Genomic DNA, 19,536 nt, shown 5'->3' on the forward strand with positions numbered 1-19,536 from the left:
TAGTCTGTTGCCGTGACCCGCAGCAACCTGACTCGCCGCTTGCACGTGGACCTCGTGCGCGTCGCGACCGCTGCCTGTCGTCACCAGCGCTGATCCGGCTCCCCACCCGGCGGAGCGAACCGTTCACGCATCTCCCGGCCGCGGTCGCGGCCGTGCACTCTCGCAGATCCCACCCTCGGAAGGCAGCTGCCATGTCCCTCTACCTGTACGAAATCGTGCCCACCGGCGCTGCCGCCCGCACCCTCGAGGAATTCGGCGCGCGTGCCGAGAAAGAGGGCGGCGGGCTGATCGAAGCCCAGGTGACCGCGGGTGCCACCCGAATATTCGCGATCACCGAATTCGCGAGCTGTCGCGCTCCCGAGCTCCCGGCCGCGGACCTACTCGCCGATAGCGTCGACGGCCCGCACGAAGTCCGGCTGGTCGGCGCCGACCTGGCCACGATCAAGGCCGCCCGGCCCACCGCCGGTTACCTGGTCGAATGGGATATTCCGGCCGAGATCGATATGGACACCTACCTCGCGCGGAAGAGGGCGAACGCGCCCAAGTACGCCGATGTCCCCGAGGTGAGCTTCCTGCGCACCTATGTCCGCGAGGACACGGCCAAATGCCTGTGCTTCTACGACGCCCCCGACGAGGCCGCGGTCCGCCGCGCCCGCGACGTGGTGAGCACGCCGGTCGATCGACTGCACGAACTGACGGACCCGCGGATATGACCGCCGCCGTCACCTCCGGCGGCCGCACGGTCGCGGAATTCGTCCGGGCCCGCGCCGCCGATCTCGACCTCGGCCGTGCCGATACCCGCGCCGATATCGCCGAGATCGGCCGGCGCGGGTTGCTCGGCGCCGAGCTCGGCGGCTCGGACATTCGCGAGATCGCCGGCGTCATCGAGCAGGTCGCGGCCGAGAGCCTGGCGGCGGGCTTCTCGCTGTGGGCGCAGCGGATGGCACTCGAATACGTCTGGCGCGCACCGGAACCGGTGCGAGAACGCCATCTCGACGAACTCGCCTCGGGCCGGCAGGTCGGTGTCACCGCGATGGCGGCGGCACTCAAACACCTGGCGGGACTCGGCGAACTACCACTGCACGCCGACGAGGCGGTCGACGATCGGGTGTCCGGTCCCATAGCCTGGGCCTCCAATGTGTTCGCGGACGCACTGATCGTCTTCCCGTTCCGCGGCCGGGACGGGCAGGGGCGGGTCGGCGTGGTGCGCGCCGACGCCGACGGCGTGGGTATCCGCCCGGCGCCGGAACTGCTGGCGCTGGGCGCGACGGCCTCGACGGCGCTGACCTTCGACCGGGTGTGGGTATGCGAGGATCAGTTGGTCACCGCGGACCTTCCGGCGTTCTGCGCGACCATCCGGCCGGTGTTCCTGCTGTTGCAGACGGCGTTCTGTGTGGGGGTCGCCGGGACCTCGGCCGGTGAGGCGGGAACCCGGCTGCACGGGCTCGGCGCCCAGTTCCGCGCCGAATACCGCACTGTCGCCCAGCGGTACGCCTCGGCGCAGCGGCGGCTGCACAGCTACGCGCGGGACGCGCACGCGAACACTCCGGCCGACCTCATCCGGCTGCGCCTGGACGCCGCCCGCGTCGCGGTGGACGCGACCCGGCTGGAATCCACCCTGCGTGGCGGCGCCGGCTACGCCGTGCACTGCGATACCAACCGGCGGTTCCGGGAAGCCGCCTTCCTCCCTGTTCAATCCCCTTCGGAAGGCCAATTGCGGTGGGAACTGTCGCAGTACGACTAGCGGGCGCCCGCAAAACCTATCCCGGCCGCTCCGAACCCGTCCTCGACGGAGTCGATCTGCGGATCGGCGCCGGAGAGTTGCTCGTGGTGCTCGGCGCCAGCGGTAGCGGGAAATCGACGCTGCTACGCGTGGTGGCGGGTCTGGACCGGCTCGACGGCGGGGAGATCAGCTGGGGTGCGGGCGAGGACCGCGGTCCGGCCACCGGCATGGTCTTCCAGCAACCGCTGCTGATGCCGTGGCTCACGGTGCGTGACAATGTCCGGTTCGGCGGTCGCTTCGCCCGGCACCGGGCCGGTTTCGATTCCGGGCACGTGGACGACCTGCTGGACCGGTTCGGCCTGGCCGGGCTCGCGGACCGGCGGCCCGACCAGCTTTCCGGTGGGCAGGCACAGCGGGTCGCGGTGATCCGGGCGGTGGCGGTGCGGCCGCGGCTGCTGCTGCTCGACGAGCCGTTCAGCGCGCTCGACCCCGCGGTCCGTGCCGATCTGCAGGACTGGCTGGCCGATCTCGTCCGCGAGATCGATTGCACCACGGTAATGGTCACCCACGATATCGACGAGGCCCTGCGCCTAGGCGACCGTATCGTGCTCATCGGTTCCGGCGGTACGGTCCGCGAGGAGTTCCGCGACCTGGGCGACGCCGGGGAACGAGATCACCTGCGGCAGCGGATCATCGACCGCTACCGGGATTCGGCGGTCGCGCGGTGAGCGCGGTGCCGATATCGCGGCGCGGATTGCTCTGCGGCTGTGCCGGATTGGTCGCGGCGGGCGGTCTCGCCGGACTGGCCGACCTCGGCCGGGCGGCGGCGCAGCGGCGCGGGGGCGGCGGGGAGCGGCTGCGGATCGGCTACCTGCCCATCACCGACGCCGCCCCGCTGCTCATCGCCGAGCGCGGGGCCGCGGACCTCGCCGAACCGGTGCTGTTCCGCAGCTGGGCGGCACTGGCCGAAGCGTTCCTCACCCGGCAGGTCGATATCGTGCATCTGCTCATGCCGATGGCGGTGCAGCTGCGCTTCGGCCTCGGCGCCCCGGCCCGCGTCCTGGGCTGGAATCACACCAACGGATCGGCGCTGACCGTCGCGCCCGGGATCACCGACCTCGGGCAGCTCGCCGGAACCCAGGTCGCGATACCGTTCTGGTGGTCCATCCACAACATCGTGATCCAGCAGTTGTTGCGCGCGAACGGGTTACGTCCGGTGATCCGCGGCGCCGCCGACCGTGCGGCGAACACGGTGGAACTGGTCGTGATGAGTCCCTCGGATATGGTCCCGGCGCTGGCCAACGGCTCTATCAGCGCCTTCACCGTCGCCGATCCCTTCAATGCCGTCGCCGAACTGCGCGGTGTCGGCCGCATCCACCGGTTCCTCGGCGATCTGTGGCGCGATCACGCCTGTTGCGCGCTCGTCGTGCACCAGGACCTGCTGGACCGGCGTCCCGTGGCCGCCCAGGCGGTGGCCGACGCGGTGGTCGCGGCCCAGTTGCGTATCGGCGCCGACCGGCCCGCCGCCGCGAAACAGCTGTCGGGCGCCTATCTTCCGCAGCCGTTGCCCGCCATCACCAAGGCGCTCACCTATCCCGATACGCTTCCGGTCCGTCACCCCACCTGGCAGCCGCAACGCATCGGGTTCCAGCCCTTTCCCTTTCCGAGTTTCACCACCGCGCTGGTGGCAGCCATGCACGAGACGGTCGTCGACGGCGATACCCGTTTCCTCGCCGGCCTGGATCCGGACCGGGCGCACGACACGCTCGTCGACGACCGATTCATCCGGGCCGCGCTCGACCGTGCGGGCGGCCCGGCCGCCTTCGGCCTGCCCGACCGGCTCACCCGCATCGAGGAGATCGACCCATCGTGAACACTGTCGAGACCCGGCCCCGGACCGGTATCTGGTTGCCGCGCCTCGCCGCGGTCGCCGCCGCCCTGCTGCTGTGGTGGATTCTCACCGATCTGGTGGCCGGCCCCGAATCGCTACTGCGCGAGTTCGGCCCGCAACATGTGCCCGGTGCGGCCGGGCAACTGTTCGATCGCGGTGTGCTGCTCCCGGATATCGCGGTGAGTATGTGGCGACTGCTGGTCGGCCTGTTGATCGCGGTCACCGTCGGTATCCCGCTCGGACTGCTGCTGGGGTTGCACGCGGTCACCGAACAGGCGGTCGCGCCGGTCGTGCAGTTCCTGCGCATGATCTCCCCGCTGTCCTGGGCGCCGATCGCGGTGGCGTTGTTCGGTATCGGGAACCAGCCGGTGATCTTCCTCGTCGCCGCGGCCTCGGTGTGGCCGATCGTGCTCAATACGGCGGCGGGGGTACGGGCGATCGACCCCGGGCTGCTGCTGGTGGCGCGGTCCTTCGGCGCGTCGCGCCGGGAGCGGCTCACTGCGGTTATCCTGCCCGCGATCCGCGCCCAGGTACAGACCGGTCTCCGGATCGGACTGGGTATCGCCTGGGTGGTGCTGGTGCCCGCCGAGATGCTCGGTGTCCGTTCCGGGCTGGGCTACCAGATCCTCAACGCCCGTGACCAGCTCGCCTACGACCAGGTGATGGCGGTGATCGTGGTGATCGGCATCATCGGCTACGCACTCGACACGCTTTCCCGGGTGGTACTCGACCGCCGCTGACCGGCCCGGGCAGGGACAAGTGATCAGGAATCGAGAAGCGCTGGTCACAGCGCCGCCATTAGCGTCGTCCGCATCGACATTCGCACGGCCGAGCGCCGGACCGCGAATCTCTTCCGAGGAGGACGCAATGAATTGGAACAGGCCGATCCGGCGGACGCACCGCGCGCTGGTGCCGATCTTCACGGCGACCCTGGTGATCACCGTGGTCGTCCTGGCCTTGCAGGGTCCGGAGTGGGTGTCCTATCTACCGCTTCCGCCACTGGTCTTCCTGTTCCTGTCCGGCGTCTATCTGTTCGTGCGACCTCTCGTCGCGGCCCGGCGCGATGGCGCGGCCGCGGACTTCGCGCGGCGGGTGGACGCGGGATCGCCGGGCCGGCCGGCCGCGTACCGCGTCCGGCAACTGCACCGCTGGTCCGCCTTCACCTTCACACTGACCGTGCTGGCGACCATCGTCGCGTTGTCGCTGCCGGAGCCCATCGTGTGGGTCTCCTACCTGCCGCTGATTCCGCTCGCGCTGCTCTTCTTCTCCGGGCTCTACCAGTTCGCCCTGCCGTACCTCGGTGTGCGCCGCCGCTCTGCGGGGGTGACCGGCCGGCGGACACCGGTGGCCTGACGCGCTCGTACCGAATCACCGAGAGCCTGTCGTCGACGTCGGTTCGCCGCACCGCCGGAACGCGCTTGCCCGAGCGTTCACACGAGGCCCGCCGCACGGGGCACCGAGCGAATCGGCGTGCGCACCGGGCTCAGCGGTAGAGGCCGACCAGGGCGCGTGCGGCCGCATCGACGATCTCGTCCGCGGACGCTCGCAGGGTGCCGTCGAGCCAGGCGGTGACGAGTTCGGCCATACCGCCGACGAAGAGCAGGCCGGCGGTTTCGTCGGCGTTCTCGCTGCGGTCGCGGGGGCCGAAGAATTCTCGCGCCTCCAGCGCCGACTGATGGGCGAGGTGGCGTAGGAGTTCGGTGCGGCGCCGGCGCAATTCCGGTACTGCGACCGACTCCACGATGGCGACCCGGCCTTTGCGAGGATCGTCGAGCAGCTGTTGGACGAATGCGCGGATCGAGGCCCGGGCGCGTGCGGCCGGGTCCGTGCCGGCGTGCTCGGCGGCCCGCCGGCTGATCTCCTCGATCTCCGCCGCGATCCCGTCCATCACCGCTTCGAGCAAGGCGTCGAGCCCGGAGAAGCTTTCGTAGAAGTAGCGCTCGCTGAGTCCCGCCGCGGCGCAGACGGCGGTCATCGTGGTCCGCGTGTCCGGGTCCGCCCAGACGGTCAGACCCGCTTCGAGCAGCCGGGCGCGGCGTTCGGCGGCGCGATCGGCCGCGCTGACGCCCCGGTAGACCCCCGATTGCACGGCCACATCCTCAGCATGCCACAGGAAACGGAGAACCAAGGTTGACAGGATGCCCTTCCTGAATCAGGCTGGACGTGACCACCGCCACACCAGCATGAGGTGAGTAGATGAAGGCCGAGGCCCTGGAGCCACGCGAGGAAGCCGCTACGACGGGGCCGGCGACCACGCGGCCGATCCCGGTCCAGCACCGCGACGACCGCGGATTACCCCTGCTCGGGCAGGTGCTGGAGTACGCCAAAGACCCGGTCGCGCTGTGCCGCGGCCGCTGGGAGCGCTATGGTCCGGTCGCACCGTTCCGTGCGCTCGGTAAGAACTCGGTGATGCTGCTCGGGCCCGATGCCTGCGGCACGGCACTACAGAACAAGGACAAGGCGTTCGCCAATGAGCCGGCCTGGTCCGAACTCGTCGGTCCGTTCTTTCACCGCGGTCTCATGCTCATCGATTTCGAGGAGCACCTGGCGCACCGGCGGATCATGCAGGAGGCATTCACCAGAACCCGCCTCGAGGCCTACACCCAGCGCCTGCACCCGGCCATCGAACAGGGTGTGGCGGCCTGGGAAGAAGGCACCGAGTTCCCGTCGTACTGGAAACTCAAGCAGCTCACCCTCGATATCGCCGCGGATCTGTTCATGGGCGGTGTGCAGGACACCGGGCAGGCCGAGATGGACCGGATCAACAAAGCGTTCATCGCCTGTGTGCAGGCAGCCGCCGGGATCGTCCGGATCAACGCGCCGTTCACCCGGTGGGGCCGGGCCTATCGCGGCCGCAAAGTGCTCGAGGACTTCCTCCGCCACTACCTGCCCGCCAAACGCGCCCGGCCGACCGACGATATCTTCTCGGTGCTCTGCCACGTCGAGAACGAGGACGGCGAGCGGTTCGGCGACGACGACGTGGTCAACCATATGATCTTCCTGATGATGGCGGCCCACGACACCTCCACCATCACCACTTCCACCATCCTGCAGTACCTCGGACAGCATCCGGACTGGCAGGAGCGTTGCCGGACCGAGGCGCTCGCGCTCGGGCCGGCACCCTCGATGGCCGAGCTGGACAAGCTGGTCTCGATCGATCTGGTGATGCGGGAGGCGCTGCGCCTGCGGGCCCCGGTCCCGGTGCTGGTCCGGTACGCGGTGAAGGACACCGTGGTCGAAGGTGTTCGTATCCCCGCCGGTACCGATGTCATCGTGGGTATCCAGTTCACCCATCTCATGGAGGACTACTGGACCGATCCGCTGTCCTTCGACCCCGACCGGTTCGGCCCCGAACGCCGCGAGGACAAATCGCACCGCTTCGCGTGGGAACCGTTCGGCGGCGGTGTACACAAATGCATCGGAATGTATTTCGGGGGTCTGGAGGTGAAGGCGATCATGCACAGGTTGCTGCGCGAGTACCACTGGACTGTCGATCCCGGCTATGTGCCGCCGATGGACTACCACTCGCTGCCGTTCCCCAAGGACGGCCTGCCGATCACCTTGATCCGTAACTGACCCACCGGCGGCCTGCCGCCCGGCGTCGCTCTCGGCGGCAGTCTCACCGCGGGCGCGAACCCGCCTCCGCACTGTACGCGAATACGAGTTGCCGCTGTGGCGCGCCGGTGCGGATCGGAACCGGTCGCGCGCAACCACCCGAGCGATTGCCGGCCGAAGGGTCGCTACGGGGTCTCGCCGGTTCGCCGCCGTGTTCGTTTCTTGCCCTGTACTCCTATCGACCATGCGGGTAACCAGGAATACGCTGGAGATCGTCCACCGTAACGTGGTCTGTCCCGTTTCTGGGGTCTCTGGTCTCGGCCGCTCCCATCGTGAGGTGTAGCGGTATCCGAGGCGGCGAGGAGTGAGCATGAAAGGCGGAGCAAGAATTGCTTTAGGGGTGGGAATCGGATATTTCCTGGGTCGTACCCGCAAAATGCGCTGGGCGATGGGATTGGCGGGCGCGGCGATGTCCAAACGATCCACTGGGCTCGCGGGTGAGCTACTCGAACGCGGCACATCGACGCTGGGCGGCTCCAAGGAGCTGACCAAGATCACCGACACCGTGCGGGGCGAGCTGCTGGGGGCGGTGCGATCGGCGGCCGTGACCGCGGCGAGCAACCGCCTCGACGCGCTGAACGAGCGGCTGCAACCATCGTCGACCGAGGACGAGGACGGCGGTGGCCGCCGGCGGGCCGCCGCAGCGGAGGAGGACACCGAGCCCGAGCCGGATGAGACCGACGAGGCGGCCGAGGAAGAGCGCGACGAGTCTCCGGACGAAGAACGCGACGAGTCTCCGGACGAAGAAGAAGCCGAAGAACCCGCGCTCCGGCCGCGTGCCCGCCGGACGCCCGCGGCCAAGTCCTCCCGGTCCGGTACCCGCACGTCGACCCGGGCGTCCGGCTCCGAAGAGAGCGGGAAGACCACGACGCGCCGGCGTCGTTCCACGGCCCAGACCGACGAGGCGCCCGTGCGGCGCACGAGGCGGTGACAGCGATGGCGAAAGTATTGCGCGATACAGCCTCGGGAGTCGGAAAAGCGGCCACCGGCACCGCCGGCCGGGCGACCGGGGCCGCGAAATCGGCCGGTTCGACGGCCCGGAAGACCGCGGAACAGGGAAGTCCCGGCGATTTGCTCCGGCAGTCGGTGCAGAATCTCGCCGGAACTCTCGCCCAGCGTGCGGTGTCCGGTCTGTCCGGCGGGGTGTCGGGTGCGGCCGGCCGGTTGAACGAATACGCCGAAGGCCAGGGCGGCAATTTGCTCGCGGCGCTGACGGGGGTCGAGAAACTCTCCGAGGGCGCCTCCCCGATGCGAGCGGCCATGAGCGCGGGAATGAGCAAAGTCGGGCAGTCGGTCAAGGACACGGTGTCGTCTGCCAAGGATGCGCTCACCGGCGGGGGCGGCAAGGGCGGCAAGGGGAAGAAACTCAAACTGGCCAATATCGTCGAGCACATCGATATCGGTGCCGAGGTCGAGCTCGTCTACGACCAGTGGACCCAGTTCGCGGAATTCCCCAAATTCACGAAGAAGGTCGAACAGGTCGAACAGGTCGCCGATGAGAAACTCTCCTGGACCGGGCGCGTGTTCTGGTCGCGGCGGACCTGGGAGTCCACGATCCTCGAACAGGTGCCGTTCGAGCGGATCATCTGGCGATCCAAAGGGGCCAAGGGTTATATCGACGGCGCGGTCACCTTCCATCAACTGGGCCCGCATTTCACCCGGGTCCTGGTGGTTCTGGAATATCACCCGCAGGGCTTGTTCGAGAAGACCGCCAATATCTGGCGCGCGGCCGGGCGTCGATGCCGCCTGGAACTCAAGCATTTCGAGCGCTACGTCATGACCGAGGCGGTGTTACGTCCCGACGACATCGTGGGCTGGCACGGGGAGATCCGTGACGGCGAGGTTGTGGAGGACGACGAGACCGCGCGACGTCGGGAGCAGGAGGAGGCCGAGGGCGAGGACACGGAGGGAGAAGGTGAGGGCGCGGAGGACGAAGGCGCCGCGGATGAGGAACCCTCGGACGAGGACGAGGACGAGGACGAGGACGAGGACGAGGACGAGAGCGAGGACGAGGACGAGGAGGAAGAGGAAGAGGAAGACGAGGACGAGGAGCGCGGAGACGAGGAGGGCGGCCCCGACGACGAGGAGACGGAGGACAGCACGGAAGACGAGGACCGCGAGGCCCGGCCGTCGCGTCGCGCGCGTACCGACCGCCGTGCCGCCGCACCACGCCGTTCCCGCGCACAGCGAGGAGCGAGGACATGACCATAGAACCCGCGGGTGGCGGCGGCAGTGGCGCAGTGGCCCGTCCCAATTCGTCCGGCCTGGCCGAGGTCATCGACACCATCCTCGACAAAGGACTGGTCGTCGACGCGTTCGTCCGGGTCTCTCTGGTCGGCATCGAACTGGTGACCATCGACGCCCGCGTGGTGGTCGCCAGCGTCGACACGTATCTGCGTTTCGCCGAGGCCGTCAACCGTCTGGAGATTTCCAGTAACGAGCCCAAAGGACTCACCGACCTGGTGGGTGATGTCACCGAGGGCGCGGCCGAGCACAAGACGAAAGGCGCCATCGAAGCGGCGGGGAAAAAGGTGCAGGACTTCCTCGGGGATGTGGAGGACAAGCGCCAGCCCTCCAAGCGAGGGGAGCGTTGATGTCCACCGCTGGTACCACCTCCGAGAGCGACCGCGACCAGCGCACCGGGGTGTACGTGTACGGCATCGTGACCGGCGATGTGGAGCCGGAGCCGCACGCCCGGGGTATCGGTGACCCACCGGCCGATATCGCCGTGGTACGACACGGCGATATCGCCGCCCTGGTCAGCGAGGTCTCGCTCGACCGCCCGCTGGGCATGCCCGACGATCTCACCGCGCACGCGCGCCTGCTGGACGGGACGGCGGCTGTCGCCCCGGTGCTGCCGCTGCAGTTCGGCGGTGTCGTGACCGATACCGAAGCGGTGGAGAAGGAGCTACTCGCCCCCAATCACGACCAGTTCCGCAGCGCGCTCGACGATCTGGAGGGCCGCGCCCAGTACGTGATCCGGGGACGCTACACCGAGAACACTGTGTTCCAAGAGATCTTGGACGAGAATCCCGACGCGGCACGATTGCGCGCGGAGATCCGCGACAAACCCGAAGAGGCCACCCGGAACGAGCGAATCAGACTGGGCGAAATCGTGAACCGGGAGATCGAGGCCAAACGCGCCGCGGACACCCGTCGGGTGGCGGCCGCCCTGAGCGATTTCGATCCGACCGTGCGGGAGCGTCAGCCAACGCACGAAGAGGAGGCGGTCCACCTCGCCGTGTTGCTGGACCTGTCCCGGGAGGACGATCTGGTCAGTGCGCTGACCGAACTCGGTGAGGCATGGGACGGACGGGTCCGGCTGGACCTGCTCGGCCCGATGGCGCCCTACGATTTCGTCACTGTCGGCGAACCCGCGGGGTGAGGAGATGGGGCTGCTGTCGTCGATCGTCCTATTGCCGCTGGCTCCTGTCCGGGGGGTGATCTGGCTTGGTGAAGTGATCGAGGAGCAGGTCGATAAGCAGTGGCGCAGTCCGGCCGCCGTCCGGCGCGATATCGAGGAGATCGAGGCGGCCGCCGCGGCCGGCGATATCTCCGAGGACGAGCGGGACCGGGCGTTGCGGGAGGTTCTCTCCCGGATCAGGCGTCCGTCCGGCGGCATCCCGCCGCCCGGCAACAGAAATGAGTCACCATGAGCCGCAGGTCGACCACCGAGGATGCCGCGGATGTCGATCCGGATCCGGACCGGCCGCAACCTCTCACCGCCATGGAGGCCGCGACGGCGGCGATCGAGCACCTGCGGCAGTTGACGTCGAAATCGGTGGAGGGGGTGACCTGCATGGAGCCGCTCGAAGACGGCCGGCTGGTGGAGATCGAAGTGCTCGAGGACCACCGCATCCCCTCGTCGGCGGATATGCTCGCGCTCTACGAAGTGGAGATCGACTTCGACGGGAATCTGCTGGCCTACCGTCGAACCGCACGCTATGCACGCGGTAGCACCGAGATCGGCGGAAGAGGCCGGCGATGACGGTGGTCGGAGGTGGGGCCGGGTCCTACGAGCCGCAGCCTTACGGCGGCGGGCATCAATCGACCAACCTCGCCGATATCCTCGAACGGGTCCTGGACAAAGGGCTGGTCATCGCGGGCGATATCCAGGTGAACCTGCTCGATATCGAATTGCTCACCATCAAACTGCGGCTGGTGGTCGCGTCCTTGGAGACCGCGAAGGCCGTGGGTATCGACTGGTGGGAGACCGACCCGTGGCTCAACAGCAAGGCCCGGACGCTCGAGCGGCAGGATCGTGACCTCGAACTGGAGAATCGCGAATTGCGCGACCGGATCGCCGAGCTCGAGGCCGGACGAAACCGGCGCGAAGCCGTCGAAGGGCGGCGTGACGTGCAGGAGAGCGATCCGCCGTGACCGGCGGGACCGGTGTCTGGCTGTATGCGGTGATGGCGGCCGCGGACGCTGCCGCGGGTTTCGACGGGCTCACCGGAGTGGCCGGTGAGCCGGTCCGGGTCGTGATCTCCGAGCCGCTCGCCGCGCTCGTGGGTTCGGTACCGCTCGACGTGTTCGGGGCGCAGCCGCTGAGCCGGAACCTGGAGGATCTGGATTGGCTGGCCGTCACCGCCCGGGCACACGATGTGGTGGTATCCGCGGCGGTGCGCCGGGCCCCGTCGGCGCCGTTGCGGCTGGCGACCGTTTTTCTCGACGACGAGCGGGTGCGGGAACTGCTCCGGGACCGGCAGGCGGATCTGGAGGCGGCGCTGGTCCTGGTCAGCGGTCGCACCGAATGGGGCGTGAAGGTCTACGGAGATCGCGCCGCACTGACCGCGGCCGTGGCCGAGGCCCGCGCCGAAGACACCGCGAAAGGCGCGGGCGCCGCCTATCTGGCCCGTCGCCGTGCTCAGCTGTCCGCCCAGGAAACCGTGGAACACGATGCGGCCCAGCGTGCGGAGGCCGTCCATACCCGGTTGAGCCGCCGCGCCGCGGCCGGTCGCCGGCAGCCGACCACCGATCCCGCGCTGAGTGGTCGCAGTGATTGGATGGTGCTCAACGGGACCTACCTGGTCGACGACGAGCGCGCCGAGGATTTCGCCGCGGCCGTCGACGCGCTCGCTGCCGAATTCCCCGGCATCCGGCTCGAACTCACCGGCCCGTGGCCTCCGTATTCGTTCGCCGGTGTGGAACGCGAGCCGCGGTGAACAGCGTCGACAGCGAGCGCCGCATCGCACTGGTCGACCTGCTGGACCGAGTGCTGGCGGGTGGTGTCGTCGTCACCGGCGATATCAAGCTCGCCATCGCCGATGTCGATCTGGTGCAGATCTCGTTGCGGGCGCTGATCTCTTCGGTCAGCACGCTGTACGGGCCCACGCAGGAGCCACCCGGATGACCGAATTCGACGGTATCTCACCGCGTATCGACACCGATCCCGAATCGGTGGAACGCGGCCTGGTCACGCTCGTCCTCACCCTGGTGGAACTGCTGCGTCAGTTGATGGAACGGCAGGCCCTGCGACGGGTCGACGCCGGCGATCTGAGCGAGGATCAGGTCGAGCGCATCGGCACCACCCTGATGCTCCTCGAGCAGCGAATGGACGAGCTGCGTGAGCATTTCGGTCTCACCCCCGAAGATCTCAATATCGACCTCGGCCCCCTCGGGCCGCTACTTCCGGAGAATCCCTCCGGCAGGTGACCGGAACGGGTCTGCCGGTCATCGCGCCGGTCCGCCGATTCCGGGGCACCGAACCCGCCGCCCGGGCATAGAATTCGCTGATGGTCCCCGCCGCCAATCTGCTGGCCTTCGTGGCCGCCGCCACCCTCATCGTCGTGGTTCCCGGGCCCGGCGTGCTCTTCACCATCGGGCGCGCGCTCACCCTCGGGCGCCGCGCGGCGTTGATCTCGGTCCTGGGCCACTCGCTGGGTGTCCAGATCGCCCTGCTGTTCGTCGCGGTGGGATTGGGCGCGGTGCTGGCGGCCTCGGCCACTGCCATGGCGATCGTCAAGGTTGCGGGTGCGCTGTACCTGATCCATCTCGGGGTCCAGGCCATCCGGGAACGGAAAGCGCTGCGCGAGGTACTGGGTGCGCCCGTGGCACCGGCGAGTGGGCGCCGGGTGTTCCGGCAGAGCGTGGTCGTCGGCGTCACCAACCCGAAGGCGATCGTATTCTTCGCCGCGGTGCTACCCCATTTCGCCGATCATGCTTCGGGCTCGCTGCCACTCCAGCTGCTGGTGCTGGGCTCGATCTTCCTGGTGATCGCGCTGATATGTGACAGCGCCTGGGCTTTGCTCGCCTCCGCGGCGCGCAACTGGTTCGCGCGGTCGCCGAAGCGGCTGGAGGCGGTCGGGGGCGCGGGCGGGGCGCTGATCGTCGGGCTCGGTGCGTCGGTCGCGGTGGATCAGGGCGTATCCGGTCGCTGAACATTCCATGCGGGCCGTACTCACCCCTGTTGCGTTTACTCAGCGGCAGGACACCGGGTCCGCCCGGCTACCCCGCCATCTCATCGCCCGGGAACAGAGGGGCCGATACCGGCCATAATCGAGCACCTTGTCGTGGGCCGCTCTCCTGCGATCCGAGGAGCGGGTCAGGAGCGGTGAGGGAGCGCGGCATTCATCACCCGGCTCGCGGTGACCTTGACCGAATCGGGCAGTACATGCGCGACCGTGGCCATCGCACGGGTCCCCAGCGATCCACCGACGACCTTCTGCTTGTCCTGGAGCAGCGCGTCCACCCCTTGTCGCGCCACCCGCGCCGGATCCTCTTTGGGGCCGCGACCCATCGGTGTCTCGAGGAGACCGGCGCGGCGGAAGAAGTCCGTATCGGTCGGTCCCGGCATCAGCGCGGTCACGGTCACCCCGGTATCGCGCACTTCCTCGCGCAGCGCCTCCGCGAAGGACTGGACGAACGATTTCGACGCGTGGTACACCGCCTGCCCGGCGCCGGGCATCATCGCCGCGACCGAGGAGGTGAACAACAGCCCACCGGTGTCGCGCCGCACCATATCGCCCAGCGTGAGCTTGGCCAAGTGCACAGTCGAGCGCACGTTGAGCGCGATGAGATCGAGTTCGTCGTCGAGGTCGGTCTCGGCGAAGTTGCCGCCGCGACCGACTCCGGCGTTGAGCGCGACCGCGTCGAGCGGCCGTTCGTCCTGGGTCGCCGCGGAGTACACCTGTTCCACGCCTTCCGGTGTGCGCAGATCGGCCTGGACCGCCCGTACCTCGATCCCGGGGCGGCGGACGGTGTCGGCCGCGGTTTCGATGTCCGCATCCTCCGCGGCCATGACCACGTCATAGCCGCGTTCGGCGAACGCGGTGGCGAGTTCCAGACCGATACCGCTCGAGGCGCCGGTCACGAGCGCGAGGGGATGAATAGTGGTCATCTGCGGCGGCTACCCAGGTTCCTGCGGATCATGCCACCGTGCGACGCCGGGATCCGGTCAGCTGTCGCGGTTGTATCCGAGTTCCTCGGTGATCGGGTTGGGTGGAACCTCTATCTCCTGCTCCGCCAGGCCCGGATGGTGGTGGGTGCGCCGTTGGGCGGCCCGGTCCGCCGGCGACCGCCGCGGCTCGAGGTTCACCGACTGCAGAACTTCCTGCAGATTGCCGTAGGTCTCCGGGGGGATCGCCTTCAGGGCGCGCACCGTGTCGTTGTCGGCGTGCGCCCGGGTCGCGCAGTGCACCAGCTCTGGCTTCTCGGCCGGAAAATCAGCGGCGGACAGTGCCGCCCGGACTCGATCCGCGTCGGTTGCGACCATCGTCGTCCTCCTTGTTTCGCCTCGACGGTCGGGTGTGTGCGGTGGCGCGATACCCAGCCCGCCCGCCACTAACCCGAAGCGCGGAAGTGCGTCAGCAGGTCACGTGGATATCGGCCGTCGAGTCGAACGAGACGTGTACGTGGTCGTAGTGATTGGCGGTGGGGTCGCCGCGATCCTCCATGTACGACCAGCCGCTGCCATCGTTGTACCGCTGCTGCCAGATCACATAGGTCACACCGAAGCGCTCTTTGTTGGCCAGCACGAAGTCGGCGATCGCGTCGCCGCGGGCCGGATCGTAGGTCATGAAGTCGAGCGCCAGACCCGCGCCGTGATCGCCGTCGTAGCGGCCGTTGGCGCCCCCGATATCGCCGACGCCGAACGTCTGGTCGATGAGGTTGCCCACCTGCGCCACCTGCGGACGCGCACCGGCGAGTTCGGTCGAGCACGCGATGACGGGTGGCGGGGGAGGCGCATGCCGTTTCGCGTACCGGGCGGGCTCCGGAAGTCGCGCGATCGTGGCCGCCGGTGCCGGCATACCGGGCGGGGCCGGCGTCGTCGCCGGAGCCCGGCCGAGGCCGGCCACCGGTATCGGCGCGTCCGGCGCGTGCGTCGTCTCCGTAGTTTTGTCGAGGCCGGCGGTGGGCACCGCGGCCGCGTCGACCGCGGCCGCGGCGGGTTGTGCCTCCGGGCCGGGACGTGCCGTTACGGACAGTGCGATCACCGCCGTCGCCGCTATCGCGCTTCCGGCCAGCGGAGCGATCCTTCGGGCTCGGGCCGGTTTGCGGTGTTGACCAGGCATAATGATGACTACTCGTAACGCTCGACGACAAGATCACTGTTAGATTACGAAATGGTCGCGGTAATGTCACGGTCGCTGGCTCACATGGGTCACGGCCCGGACGGTTCGTGCACGTCCGCGCCACTCCGCCGGCCGAGCGGCCTCTCCGGTGGATCAAGCCCGGTACGACCTCCCGCCCACCGTGCGCCGATCAACTGTTATGGTCGAAATCGTTCTGACACGGGGTGCTCCGCGATTGCGGGGCTGAGAACATACCCGAGAACCTGTCCAGGTAATGCTGACGAAGGAATGTCTTGGCTTCACGCGCGCACACCACCGAATCCGGCAGATTCACCGAACACCTCTGGGATCGGACGAAAGATCTCCGCGGCGCCATCGATGAGCTCGAATTCCTGCGCCGGCTCGGCGACGGCACCCTCCCGCTCGAGGTGTTCCGCACCTACGTGGAGCAGGATTCGCTGTATCTCGCCGGTTATTCGAAGGTGCTGGCCCTGCTCTCGGCCAAGTCACCCGACGCGCAGGCCGCGCAGTTCTGGGCGGGTTCGGCCGCCACGGCGGTCGCCGTCGAGGCGGAACTGCACCGCGACCTGCTCGGTGACAGCCGGCTCCCCGCGCGGGAAGGCGAGCCGGAACCGTCCACGGCCTGCCTGGGATACGTTTCCTACCTCATCGCCACCGCCGCGACCGAGTCCTACGCCGTGGGCGCGGCGGCCGCGCTGCCGTGCTTCTGGATCTACGCCGAGGTCGGCCGTGACCTGGCCGCGAGTGCGGCGGAAGTTCTCGCGGCCGACCCCGGTCACCCGTACGCCCAGTGGGTGTCCACCTACGGCGCCGCGGAGTTCCAGGAGTCCGCGGCCGCGGCCCGGTCGTTCGTCGATGCGGCGGCCGAGGCGGCGAGCGAGCGGGATCGTGCGGCGATGGCGACAGCGTTCACCGTGGCCACCCGGTACGAGCTGATGTTCTGGGACACCGCCCTGCATCCGCAGCCCTGGCCCGCCGCATGAGCGGCCGCCTGCGCCGCGCCCTCGCGGCGACGGTCGCGATCGTGGCGGCACTGTCCGCGCTCACCGCCTGCACCGCGGGGCCCGGCGACGGCGAGACCATCCGTTTCGCCCTGGACTGGACGCCGAACACCAACCACACGGGGTTGTTCGTCGCGCAGCAGCGCGGCTACTTCGCCGACGCCGGCCTGGATGTGCAGATCCTGCCGTACAACAACACCGCGGTCGATACGGTCATCGACGCCGGTAATGCCGAGTTCGGTATCAGCACCCATAATTCGTCGACCTTCGCGCGGGCGTCGGGGGCGCATACGCTGTCCGTGCTCGCACCGCTGCAACACTGGGCGACCGGGATCGGGGTGAAGGCCGACCGCACCGATATCACCCGTCCGAAGGATCTCGATGGCAAGACCTACGCCGGTTTCGGGGACCCCGGTGAAGTGGAAGCGCTCCAGCAGGTGATCCGTAACGACGGCGGCCGCGGCGATTTCACGACCGTCACCCTGGGCACCTCGGCCTACGAGGCCGTCTACTCGGGCCGAGCCGACTTCACCGTCTCCTACCTCGGCTGGGAGGGTATCGAAGCCGAGCACCACGGCACCCCGATGCGGTACTTCCGCTACACCGACTTCGGTTTCCCGGACGCGTACGCCATCGTGGTCGACGCCAACCAGGACTGGCTGGCCGCGAACCCCGACCGCGCGCGAAAGTTCGTGCAGGCCCTGCAGCGCGGTTACCAGTTCGCCGCGGACGACCCCGATGCCGGCGCTGCGGACCTTCTCGCCGCCAACCCCGGCGCATTCAACGACGAGGGCCTGGTTTTCGAGAGTCAGCGGATGCTGGCCGAGCAATTCATGAAGGGCCCCGGCGGCCGGGTGGGCGTCCAGACCCGCGAGCAGTGGGCCGCGAATTCCGGTTTCCTGTACGAGAAGGGTCTGCTGACCGGTCCCGACGGCGCCCCGCTGACCGAGGAACCGGACTGGTCGACCTACTTCACCAATGATTACCTCACCGCCCCCTGACGACTCCGAGCCAGAGGTCGCGCCCGGGACGAATCCGGTCGCCCGGACCACACCGGGCCGATCGACCGGGATACGCTGGGCACTCCCGTCCGTCGTGACGGTGGCGCTACTCGTCGTGCTGTGGCAGGTCTATGTCGAGGTCAGCGGTATCCGCCCGCAACTGTTGCCGTCCCCGGTGCGGGTCGTGGCGCAGGGGTGGGCGCACCGCGACGAGATCGGGGTCCATGCCGCCGCCACCCTCCAGGTGACACTGGCCGGCTTCGCGGTATCGCTGTGCCTGGCCTGGCTGCTGGCCGTGGTGGTCGACTTCTCGCCCTGGCTGCGGCGCGCGTTCGTGCCGTTGTTCGTCGCCTCTCAGACGCTGCCGATCATCGCGATAGCACCGTTGATGATCATCTGGTTCGGTTTCGGGCTGCTCCCGAAGGTGCTCGTCGTCGCACTCGTCACCTTCTTCCCCATGGCGATCGGGCTGATCGAGGGATTCGCCGCGGCCGACCGAGAGGCGGGCGCGTTGCTGCGCAGTATGGGGGCGTCCCGTGTCCAAGTGTTCCGTTATGTGCGGCTGCCGTCGGCGGTGCCGCGATTCTTCACCGCATTGCGGATCGGGATCACCTATGCGGTCGTCGGCGCGGTCTTCGCCGAATATGTCGGCGCCAGCGAAGGCCTCGGCATCTATATGAGCCTGCAGAAGAACTCCTTCCGCACCGACCTGGTGCTGGCGGCGGTACTGGTGACCGCGCTGCTCAGTATCGCGTTGTACCTGCTCACCTTCGCGATCGAACGGCTCGTCGCACCGTGGTCCCGCGCGGAGAACAGGAGCCGACGTGAGTGACGCGCGCGGACACCGGATCGTCGTCGACGGCCTCATCAAATCGTTTCCGCAGCCCGGCCGGCGCCGTCCCGACCGGAAGGTCCTCGGCGGTGTCTCCTTCACCGCGCAACCGGGTGAGTTCGTCTCCGTCATCGGCCCGAGCGGCTGCGGTAAGAGCACCGTCTTCAATATGCTGGCCGGCCTGGAGACTCCCGACACGGGCAGTATCCGTTTCGGCACGAGTGACGGGGAACCAACGGCACCGCACTGCGCCTATATGCCGCAGAAGGATCTGCTGTTCCCGTGGCGCACGGTCCTGGACAACACCGTCCTGGGTCTCCAGGTGCACGGCGTCCCGAAACCGGAGGCCCGGCGCCGGGCCCGCGAACTGTTCCCGGTCTTCGGATTGTCCGGATTCGAGGACGCCCGGCCGTCCCAGCTCTCCGGCGGTATGCGGCAGCGGGCGGCATTGCTGCGGACCGTGGTCCAGGAACGCGAACTGCTGCTGCTGGACGAGCCGTTCGGCGCACTGGACTCGCTGACCCGCACCGAGATGCAGTCGTGGCTCCAGGATGTCTGGCAGCGCTACCGATGGATGGTGCTGATGATCACCCACGACATCCGGGAAGCGGTGTACCTGTCCGATCGCGTGATCGTGCTGTCCGCGCGCCCGGCCACCGTACGCCGCGAGGTGCGCGTCGATCTGCCACGGCCACGCGAGTTGTCGATGATCACCACACCGGAGTTCGTCGCGCTGGAGCAGGACCTGCTCGACGTGCTCCACGAGGAGGCGCGCCACGCACTCGCTCAACGAGACCACTGAGTTCCACCCGCCGAATTCGCCGGTCGGCACTTCCCGGTCGCGAGTGCCCCGACCACGGTGGTCGACAGCGCCGGACCTCCCGGACAGGTCTTGCGGGTAAGGAAACCGGCGCAGTGCCGCCGTGCGGATCGACCACC

27 protein-coding genes and 1 riboswitch are annotated in these 19,536 nt (G+C 68.5%); of the genes, 23 read left to right on the forward strand and 4 right to left on the reverse strand.

Translation table 11 applies throughout. The features are described from left to right. Positions 1–45: 45 nt before the first annotated feature. The 7 genes from AB0H42_RS01650 (at position 46) to AB0H42_RS01680 (ending at position 4,967) form a co-directional block, all read left to right on the forward strand. Positions 46–93 (forward strand): hypothetical protein, encoded by a 48-nt coding sequence (locus AB0H42_RS01650; RefSeq protein WP_357048643.1) that lies wholly within the window; start codon positions 46–48, stop codon positions 91–93. Positions 94–191: 98 nt separating this feature from the next. Next, positions 192–713 carry a DUF4242 domain-containing protein gene (locus tag AB0H42_RS01655; RefSeq protein ID WP_357048166.1) on the forward strand — a complete coding sequence of 174 codons (522 nt, stop codon included), beginning with the start codon at positions 192–194 and terminating at the stop codon, positions 711–713. After that, positions 710–1,744 (forward strand): acyl-CoA dehydrogenase family protein, encoded by a 1,035-nt coding sequence (locus AB0H42_RS01660; RefSeq protein ID WP_357048169.1) that lies wholly within the window; start codon positions 710–712, stop codon positions 1,742–1,744. The genes AB0H42_RS01655 and AB0H42_RS01660 overlap by 4 nt, the downstream gene beginning before the upstream one ends. Beyond that, positions 1,720–2,451 carry an ABC transporter ATP-binding protein gene (locus AB0H42_RS01665; RefSeq protein ID WP_357048171.1) on the forward strand — a complete coding sequence of 244 codons (732 nt, stop codon included), beginning with the start codon at positions 1,720–1,722 and terminating at the stop codon, positions 2,449–2,451. Before AB0H42_RS01660 ends, AB0H42_RS01665 begins: the two co-directional genes overlap by 25 nt. Continuing rightward, positions 2,448–3,596, forward strand: coding sequence for an ABC transporter substrate-binding protein (locus AB0H42_RS01670; protein WP_357048174.1), 1,149 nt, complete (start codon positions 2,448–2,450; stop codon positions 3,594–3,596). Before AB0H42_RS01665 ends, AB0H42_RS01670 begins: the two co-directional genes overlap by 4 nt. Next, positions 3,593–4,354, forward strand: a complete 762-nt coding sequence (locus AB0H42_RS01675; RefSeq protein WP_357048177.1) for an ABC transporter permease — start codon at positions 3,593–3,595, stop codon at positions 4,352–4,354. Before AB0H42_RS01670 ends, AB0H42_RS01675 begins: the two co-directional genes overlap by 4 nt. Before the next feature lie 127 nt (positions 4,355–4,481). Further along, entirely contained in the window at positions 4,482–4,967 is a 486-nt protein-coding gene (locus AB0H42_RS01680) for a hypothetical protein (protein ID WP_357048180.1), read from the forward strand. A 130-nt stretch (positions 4,968–5,097) separates the two neighbouring features. Here the strand turns inward: AB0H42_RS01680 and AB0H42_RS01685 are convergent, their stop codons facing one another. Further along, complete coding sequence (locus tag AB0H42_RS01685) at positions 5,098–5,709, reverse strand: TetR/AcrR family transcriptional regulator (RefSeq protein ID WP_357048183.1); 612 nt, start codon at positions 5,707–5,709, stop codon at positions 5,098–5,100. 101 nt (positions 5,710–5,810) lie between these two features. Between AB0H42_RS01685 and AB0H42_RS01690 the strand changes: the two genes are divergently transcribed. The 12 genes from AB0H42_RS01690 (at position 5,811) to AB0H42_RS01745 (ending at position 13,609) form a co-directional block, all read left to right on the forward strand. Then, the gene (locus tag AB0H42_RS01690; protein WP_357048186.1) at positions 5,811–7,190 is read left to right on the forward strand and encodes a cytochrome P450; all 1,380 of its coding nucleotides are present in this window, start codon (positions 5,811–5,813) and stop codon (positions 7,188–7,190) included. A gap of 349 nt (positions 7,191–7,539) precedes the next feature. Further along, positions 7,540–8,160: a hypothetical protein gene (locus AB0H42_RS01695; protein ID WP_357048189.1), complete on the forward strand. Its 621-nt coding sequence runs from the start codon at positions 7,540–7,542 to the stop codon at positions 8,158–8,160. 5 nt (positions 8,161–8,165) lie between these two features. After that, positions 8,166–9,434: an SRPBCC family protein gene (locus AB0H42_RS01700; protein ID WP_357048192.1), complete on the forward strand. Its 1,269-nt coding sequence runs from the start codon at positions 8,166–8,168 to the stop codon at positions 9,432–9,434. Beyond that, positions 9,431–9,823 (forward strand): gas vesicle protein GvpJ, encoded by a 393-nt coding sequence (gene gvpJ / locus AB0H42_RS01705; RefSeq protein WP_357048195.1) that lies wholly within the window; start codon positions 9,431–9,433, stop codon positions 9,821–9,823. Before AB0H42_RS01700 ends, gvpJ begins: the two co-directional genes overlap by 4 nt. After that, positions 9,823–10,614, forward strand: a complete 792-nt coding sequence (locus AB0H42_RS01710; RefSeq protein ID WP_357048198.1) for a GvpL/GvpF family gas vesicle protein — start codon at positions 9,823–9,825, stop codon at positions 10,612–10,614. Before gvpJ ends, AB0H42_RS01710 begins: the two co-directional genes overlap by 1 nt. Positions 10,615–10,618: 4 nt before the next feature. Next, entirely contained in the window at positions 10,619–10,885 is a 267-nt protein-coding gene (locus AB0H42_RS01715; protein ID WP_357048201.1) for a gas vesicle protein GvpG, read from the forward strand. Continuing rightward, positions 10,882–11,217: a gas vesicle protein GvpO gene (gene gvpO / locus AB0H42_RS01720; protein WP_357048204.1), complete on the forward strand. Its 336-nt coding sequence runs from the start codon at positions 10,882–10,884 to the stop codon at positions 11,215–11,217. Before AB0H42_RS01715 ends, gvpO begins: the two co-directional genes overlap by 4 nt. Further along, positions 11,214–11,609, forward strand: a complete 396-nt coding sequence (locus AB0H42_RS01725; RefSeq protein WP_357048207.1) for a gas vesicle protein — start codon at positions 11,214–11,216, stop codon at positions 11,607–11,609. Before gvpO ends, AB0H42_RS01725 begins: the two co-directional genes overlap by 4 nt. Beyond that, entirely contained in the window at positions 11,606–12,394 is a 789-nt protein-coding gene (locus tag AB0H42_RS01730) for a GvpL/GvpF family gas vesicle protein (RefSeq protein WP_357048210.1), read from the forward strand. The genes AB0H42_RS01725 and AB0H42_RS01730 overlap by 4 nt, the downstream gene beginning before the upstream one ends. Continuing rightward, positions 12,391–12,582, forward strand: a complete 192-nt coding sequence (locus tag AB0H42_RS01735) for a gas vesicle protein (RefSeq protein ID WP_030520252.1) — start codon at positions 12,391–12,393, stop codon at positions 12,580–12,582. Before AB0H42_RS01730 ends, AB0H42_RS01735 begins: the two co-directional genes overlap by 4 nt. Next, positions 12,579–12,884, forward strand: coding sequence for a gas vesicle protein K (locus AB0H42_RS01740; RefSeq protein WP_030520251.1), 306 nt, complete (start codon positions 12,579–12,581; stop codon positions 12,882–12,884). The genes AB0H42_RS01735 and AB0H42_RS01740 overlap by 4 nt, the downstream gene beginning before the upstream one ends. 80 nt (positions 12,885–12,964) lie before the next feature. Continuing rightward, positions 12,965–13,609, forward strand: coding sequence for a LysE family translocator (locus tag AB0H42_RS01745; protein ID WP_357048213.1), 645 nt, complete (start codon positions 12,965–12,967; stop codon positions 13,607–13,609). A gap of 164 nt (positions 13,610–13,773) precedes the next feature. Here the strand turns inward: AB0H42_RS01745 and AB0H42_RS01750 are convergent, their stop codons facing one another. From AB0H42_RS01750 to AB0H42_RS01760, 3 genes are all read right to left on the reverse strand, one after another. Further along, positions 13,774–14,568, reverse strand: a complete 795-nt coding sequence (locus AB0H42_RS01750) for an SDR family NAD(P)-dependent oxidoreductase (RefSeq protein ID WP_357048216.1) — start codon at positions 14,566–14,568, stop codon at positions 13,774–13,776. 57 nt (positions 14,569–14,625) lie between these two features. Then, positions 14,626–14,943: a DUF2795 domain-containing protein gene (locus AB0H42_RS01755; RefSeq protein ID WP_063126940.1), complete on the reverse strand. Its 318-nt coding sequence runs from the start codon at positions 14,941–14,943 to the stop codon at positions 14,626–14,628. Positions 14,944–15,034: 91 nt separating this feature from the next. Next, positions 15,035–15,664 (reverse strand): hypothetical protein, encoded by a 630-nt coding sequence (locus AB0H42_RS01760; RefSeq protein ID WP_357048219.1) that lies wholly within the window; start codon positions 15,662–15,664, stop codon positions 15,035–15,037. A 288-nt stretch (positions 15,665–15,952) separates the two neighbouring features. Then, positions 15,953–16,048: riboswitch (TPP riboswitch) on the forward strand. On the opposite strand from AB0H42_RS01760, the gene AB0H42_RS01765 reads away from it, so the two are divergent. The 4 genes from AB0H42_RS01765 (at position 16,036) to AB0H42_RS01780 (ending at position 19,399) form a co-directional block, all read left to right on the forward strand. Continuing rightward, entirely contained in the window at positions 16,036–16,746 is a 711-nt protein-coding gene (locus tag AB0H42_RS01765; RefSeq protein ID WP_357048222.1) for a TenA family protein, read from the forward strand. It overlaps the preceding riboswitch by 13 nt. Continuing rightward, complete coding sequence (locus AB0H42_RS01770) at positions 16,743–17,765, forward strand: ABC transporter substrate-binding protein (protein ID WP_357048225.1); 1,023 nt, start codon at positions 16,743–16,745, stop codon at positions 17,763–17,765. The genes AB0H42_RS01765 and AB0H42_RS01770 overlap by 4 nt, the downstream gene beginning before the upstream one ends. Continuing rightward, positions 17,743–18,597: an ABC transporter permease gene (locus tag AB0H42_RS01775; RefSeq protein WP_357048228.1), complete on the forward strand. Its 855-nt coding sequence runs from the start codon at positions 17,743–17,745 to the stop codon at positions 18,595–18,597. The genes AB0H42_RS01770 and AB0H42_RS01775 overlap by 23 nt, the downstream gene beginning before the upstream one ends. Then, positions 18,590–19,399: an ABC transporter ATP-binding protein gene (locus tag AB0H42_RS01780; protein ID WP_357048231.1), complete on the forward strand. Its 810-nt coding sequence runs from the start codon at positions 18,590–18,592 to the stop codon at positions 19,397–19,399. Before AB0H42_RS01775 ends, AB0H42_RS01780 begins: the two co-directional genes overlap by 8 nt. The last annotated feature ends 137 nt before the right edge of the window (positions 19,400–19,536 follow it).

Origin of the sequence: Nocardia sp. NPDC050799, from assembly GCF_040654015.1 — a bacterium.
Taxonomy (GTDB): Bacteria; Actinomycetota; Actinomycetes; order Mycobacteriales; family Mycobacteriaceae; genus Nocardia.

Coding starts and splice junctions, on each gene's coding strand:
- AB0H42_RS01710 (WP_357048198.1), top strand. CDS start 9,823: ATGTCCACCGCTGGTACCACCTCCGAGAGCGACCGCGACCAGCGCACC.
- AB0H42_RS01655 (WP_357048166.1), top strand. CDS start 192: ATGTCCCTCTACCTGTACGAAATCGTGCCCACCGGCGCTGCCGCCCGC.
- gvpJ (WP_357048195.1), top strand. CDS start 9,431: ATGACCATAGAACCCGCGGGTGGCGGCGGCAGTGGCGCAGTGGCCCGT.
- AB0H42_RS01680 (WP_357048180.1), top strand. CDS start 4,482: ATGAATTGGAACAGGCCGATCCGGCGGACGCACCGCGCGCTGGTGCCG.
- gvpO (WP_357048204.1), top strand. CDS start 10,882: ATGAGCCGCAGGTCGACCACCGAGGATGCCGCGGATGTCGATCCGGAT.
- AB0H42_RS01695 (WP_357048189.1), top strand. CDS start 7,540: ATGAAAGGCGGAGCAAGAATTGCTTTAGGGGTGGGAATCGGATATTTC.
- AB0H42_RS01715 (WP_357048201.1), top strand. CDS start 10,619: ATGGGGCTGCTGTCGTCGATCGTCCTATTGCCGCTGGCTCCTGTCCGG.
- AB0H42_RS01755 (WP_063126940.1), bottom strand. CDS start 14,943: ATGGTCGCAACCGACGCGGATCGAGTCCGGGCGGCACTGTCCGCCGCT.
- AB0H42_RS01660 (WP_357048169.1), top strand. CDS start 710: ATGACCGCCGCCGTCACCTCCGGCGGCCGCACGGTCGCGGAATTCGTC.
- AB0H42_RS01690 (WP_357048186.1), top strand. CDS start 5,811: ATGAAGGCCGAGGCCCTGGAGCCACGCGAGGAAGCCGCTACGACGGGG.
- AB0H42_RS01725 (WP_357048207.1), top strand. CDS start 11,214: ATGACGGTGGTCGGAGGTGGGGCCGGGTCCTACGAGCCGCAGCCTTAC.
- AB0H42_RS01740 (WP_030520251.1), top strand. CDS start 12,579: ATGACCGAATTCGACGGTATCTCACCGCGTATCGACACCGATCCCGAA.
- AB0H42_RS01775 (WP_357048228.1), top strand. CDS start 17,743: ATGATTACCTCACCGCCCCCTGACGACTCCGAGCCAGAGGTCGCGCCC.
- AB0H42_RS01770 (WP_357048225.1), top strand. CDS start 16,743: ATGAGCGGCCGCCTGCGCCGCGCCCTCGCGGCGACGGTCGCGATCGTG.
- AB0H42_RS01745 (WP_357048213.1), top strand. CDS start 12,965: ATGGTCCCCGCCGCCAATCTGCTGGCCTTCGTGGCCGCCGCCACCCTC.
- AB0H42_RS01700 (WP_357048192.1), top strand. CDS start 8,166: ATGGCGAAAGTATTGCGCGATACAGCCTCGGGAGTCGGAAAAGCGGCC.
- AB0H42_RS01750 (WP_357048216.1), bottom strand. CDS start 14,568: ATGACCACTATTCATCCCCTCGCGCTCGTGACCGGCGCCTCGAGCGGT.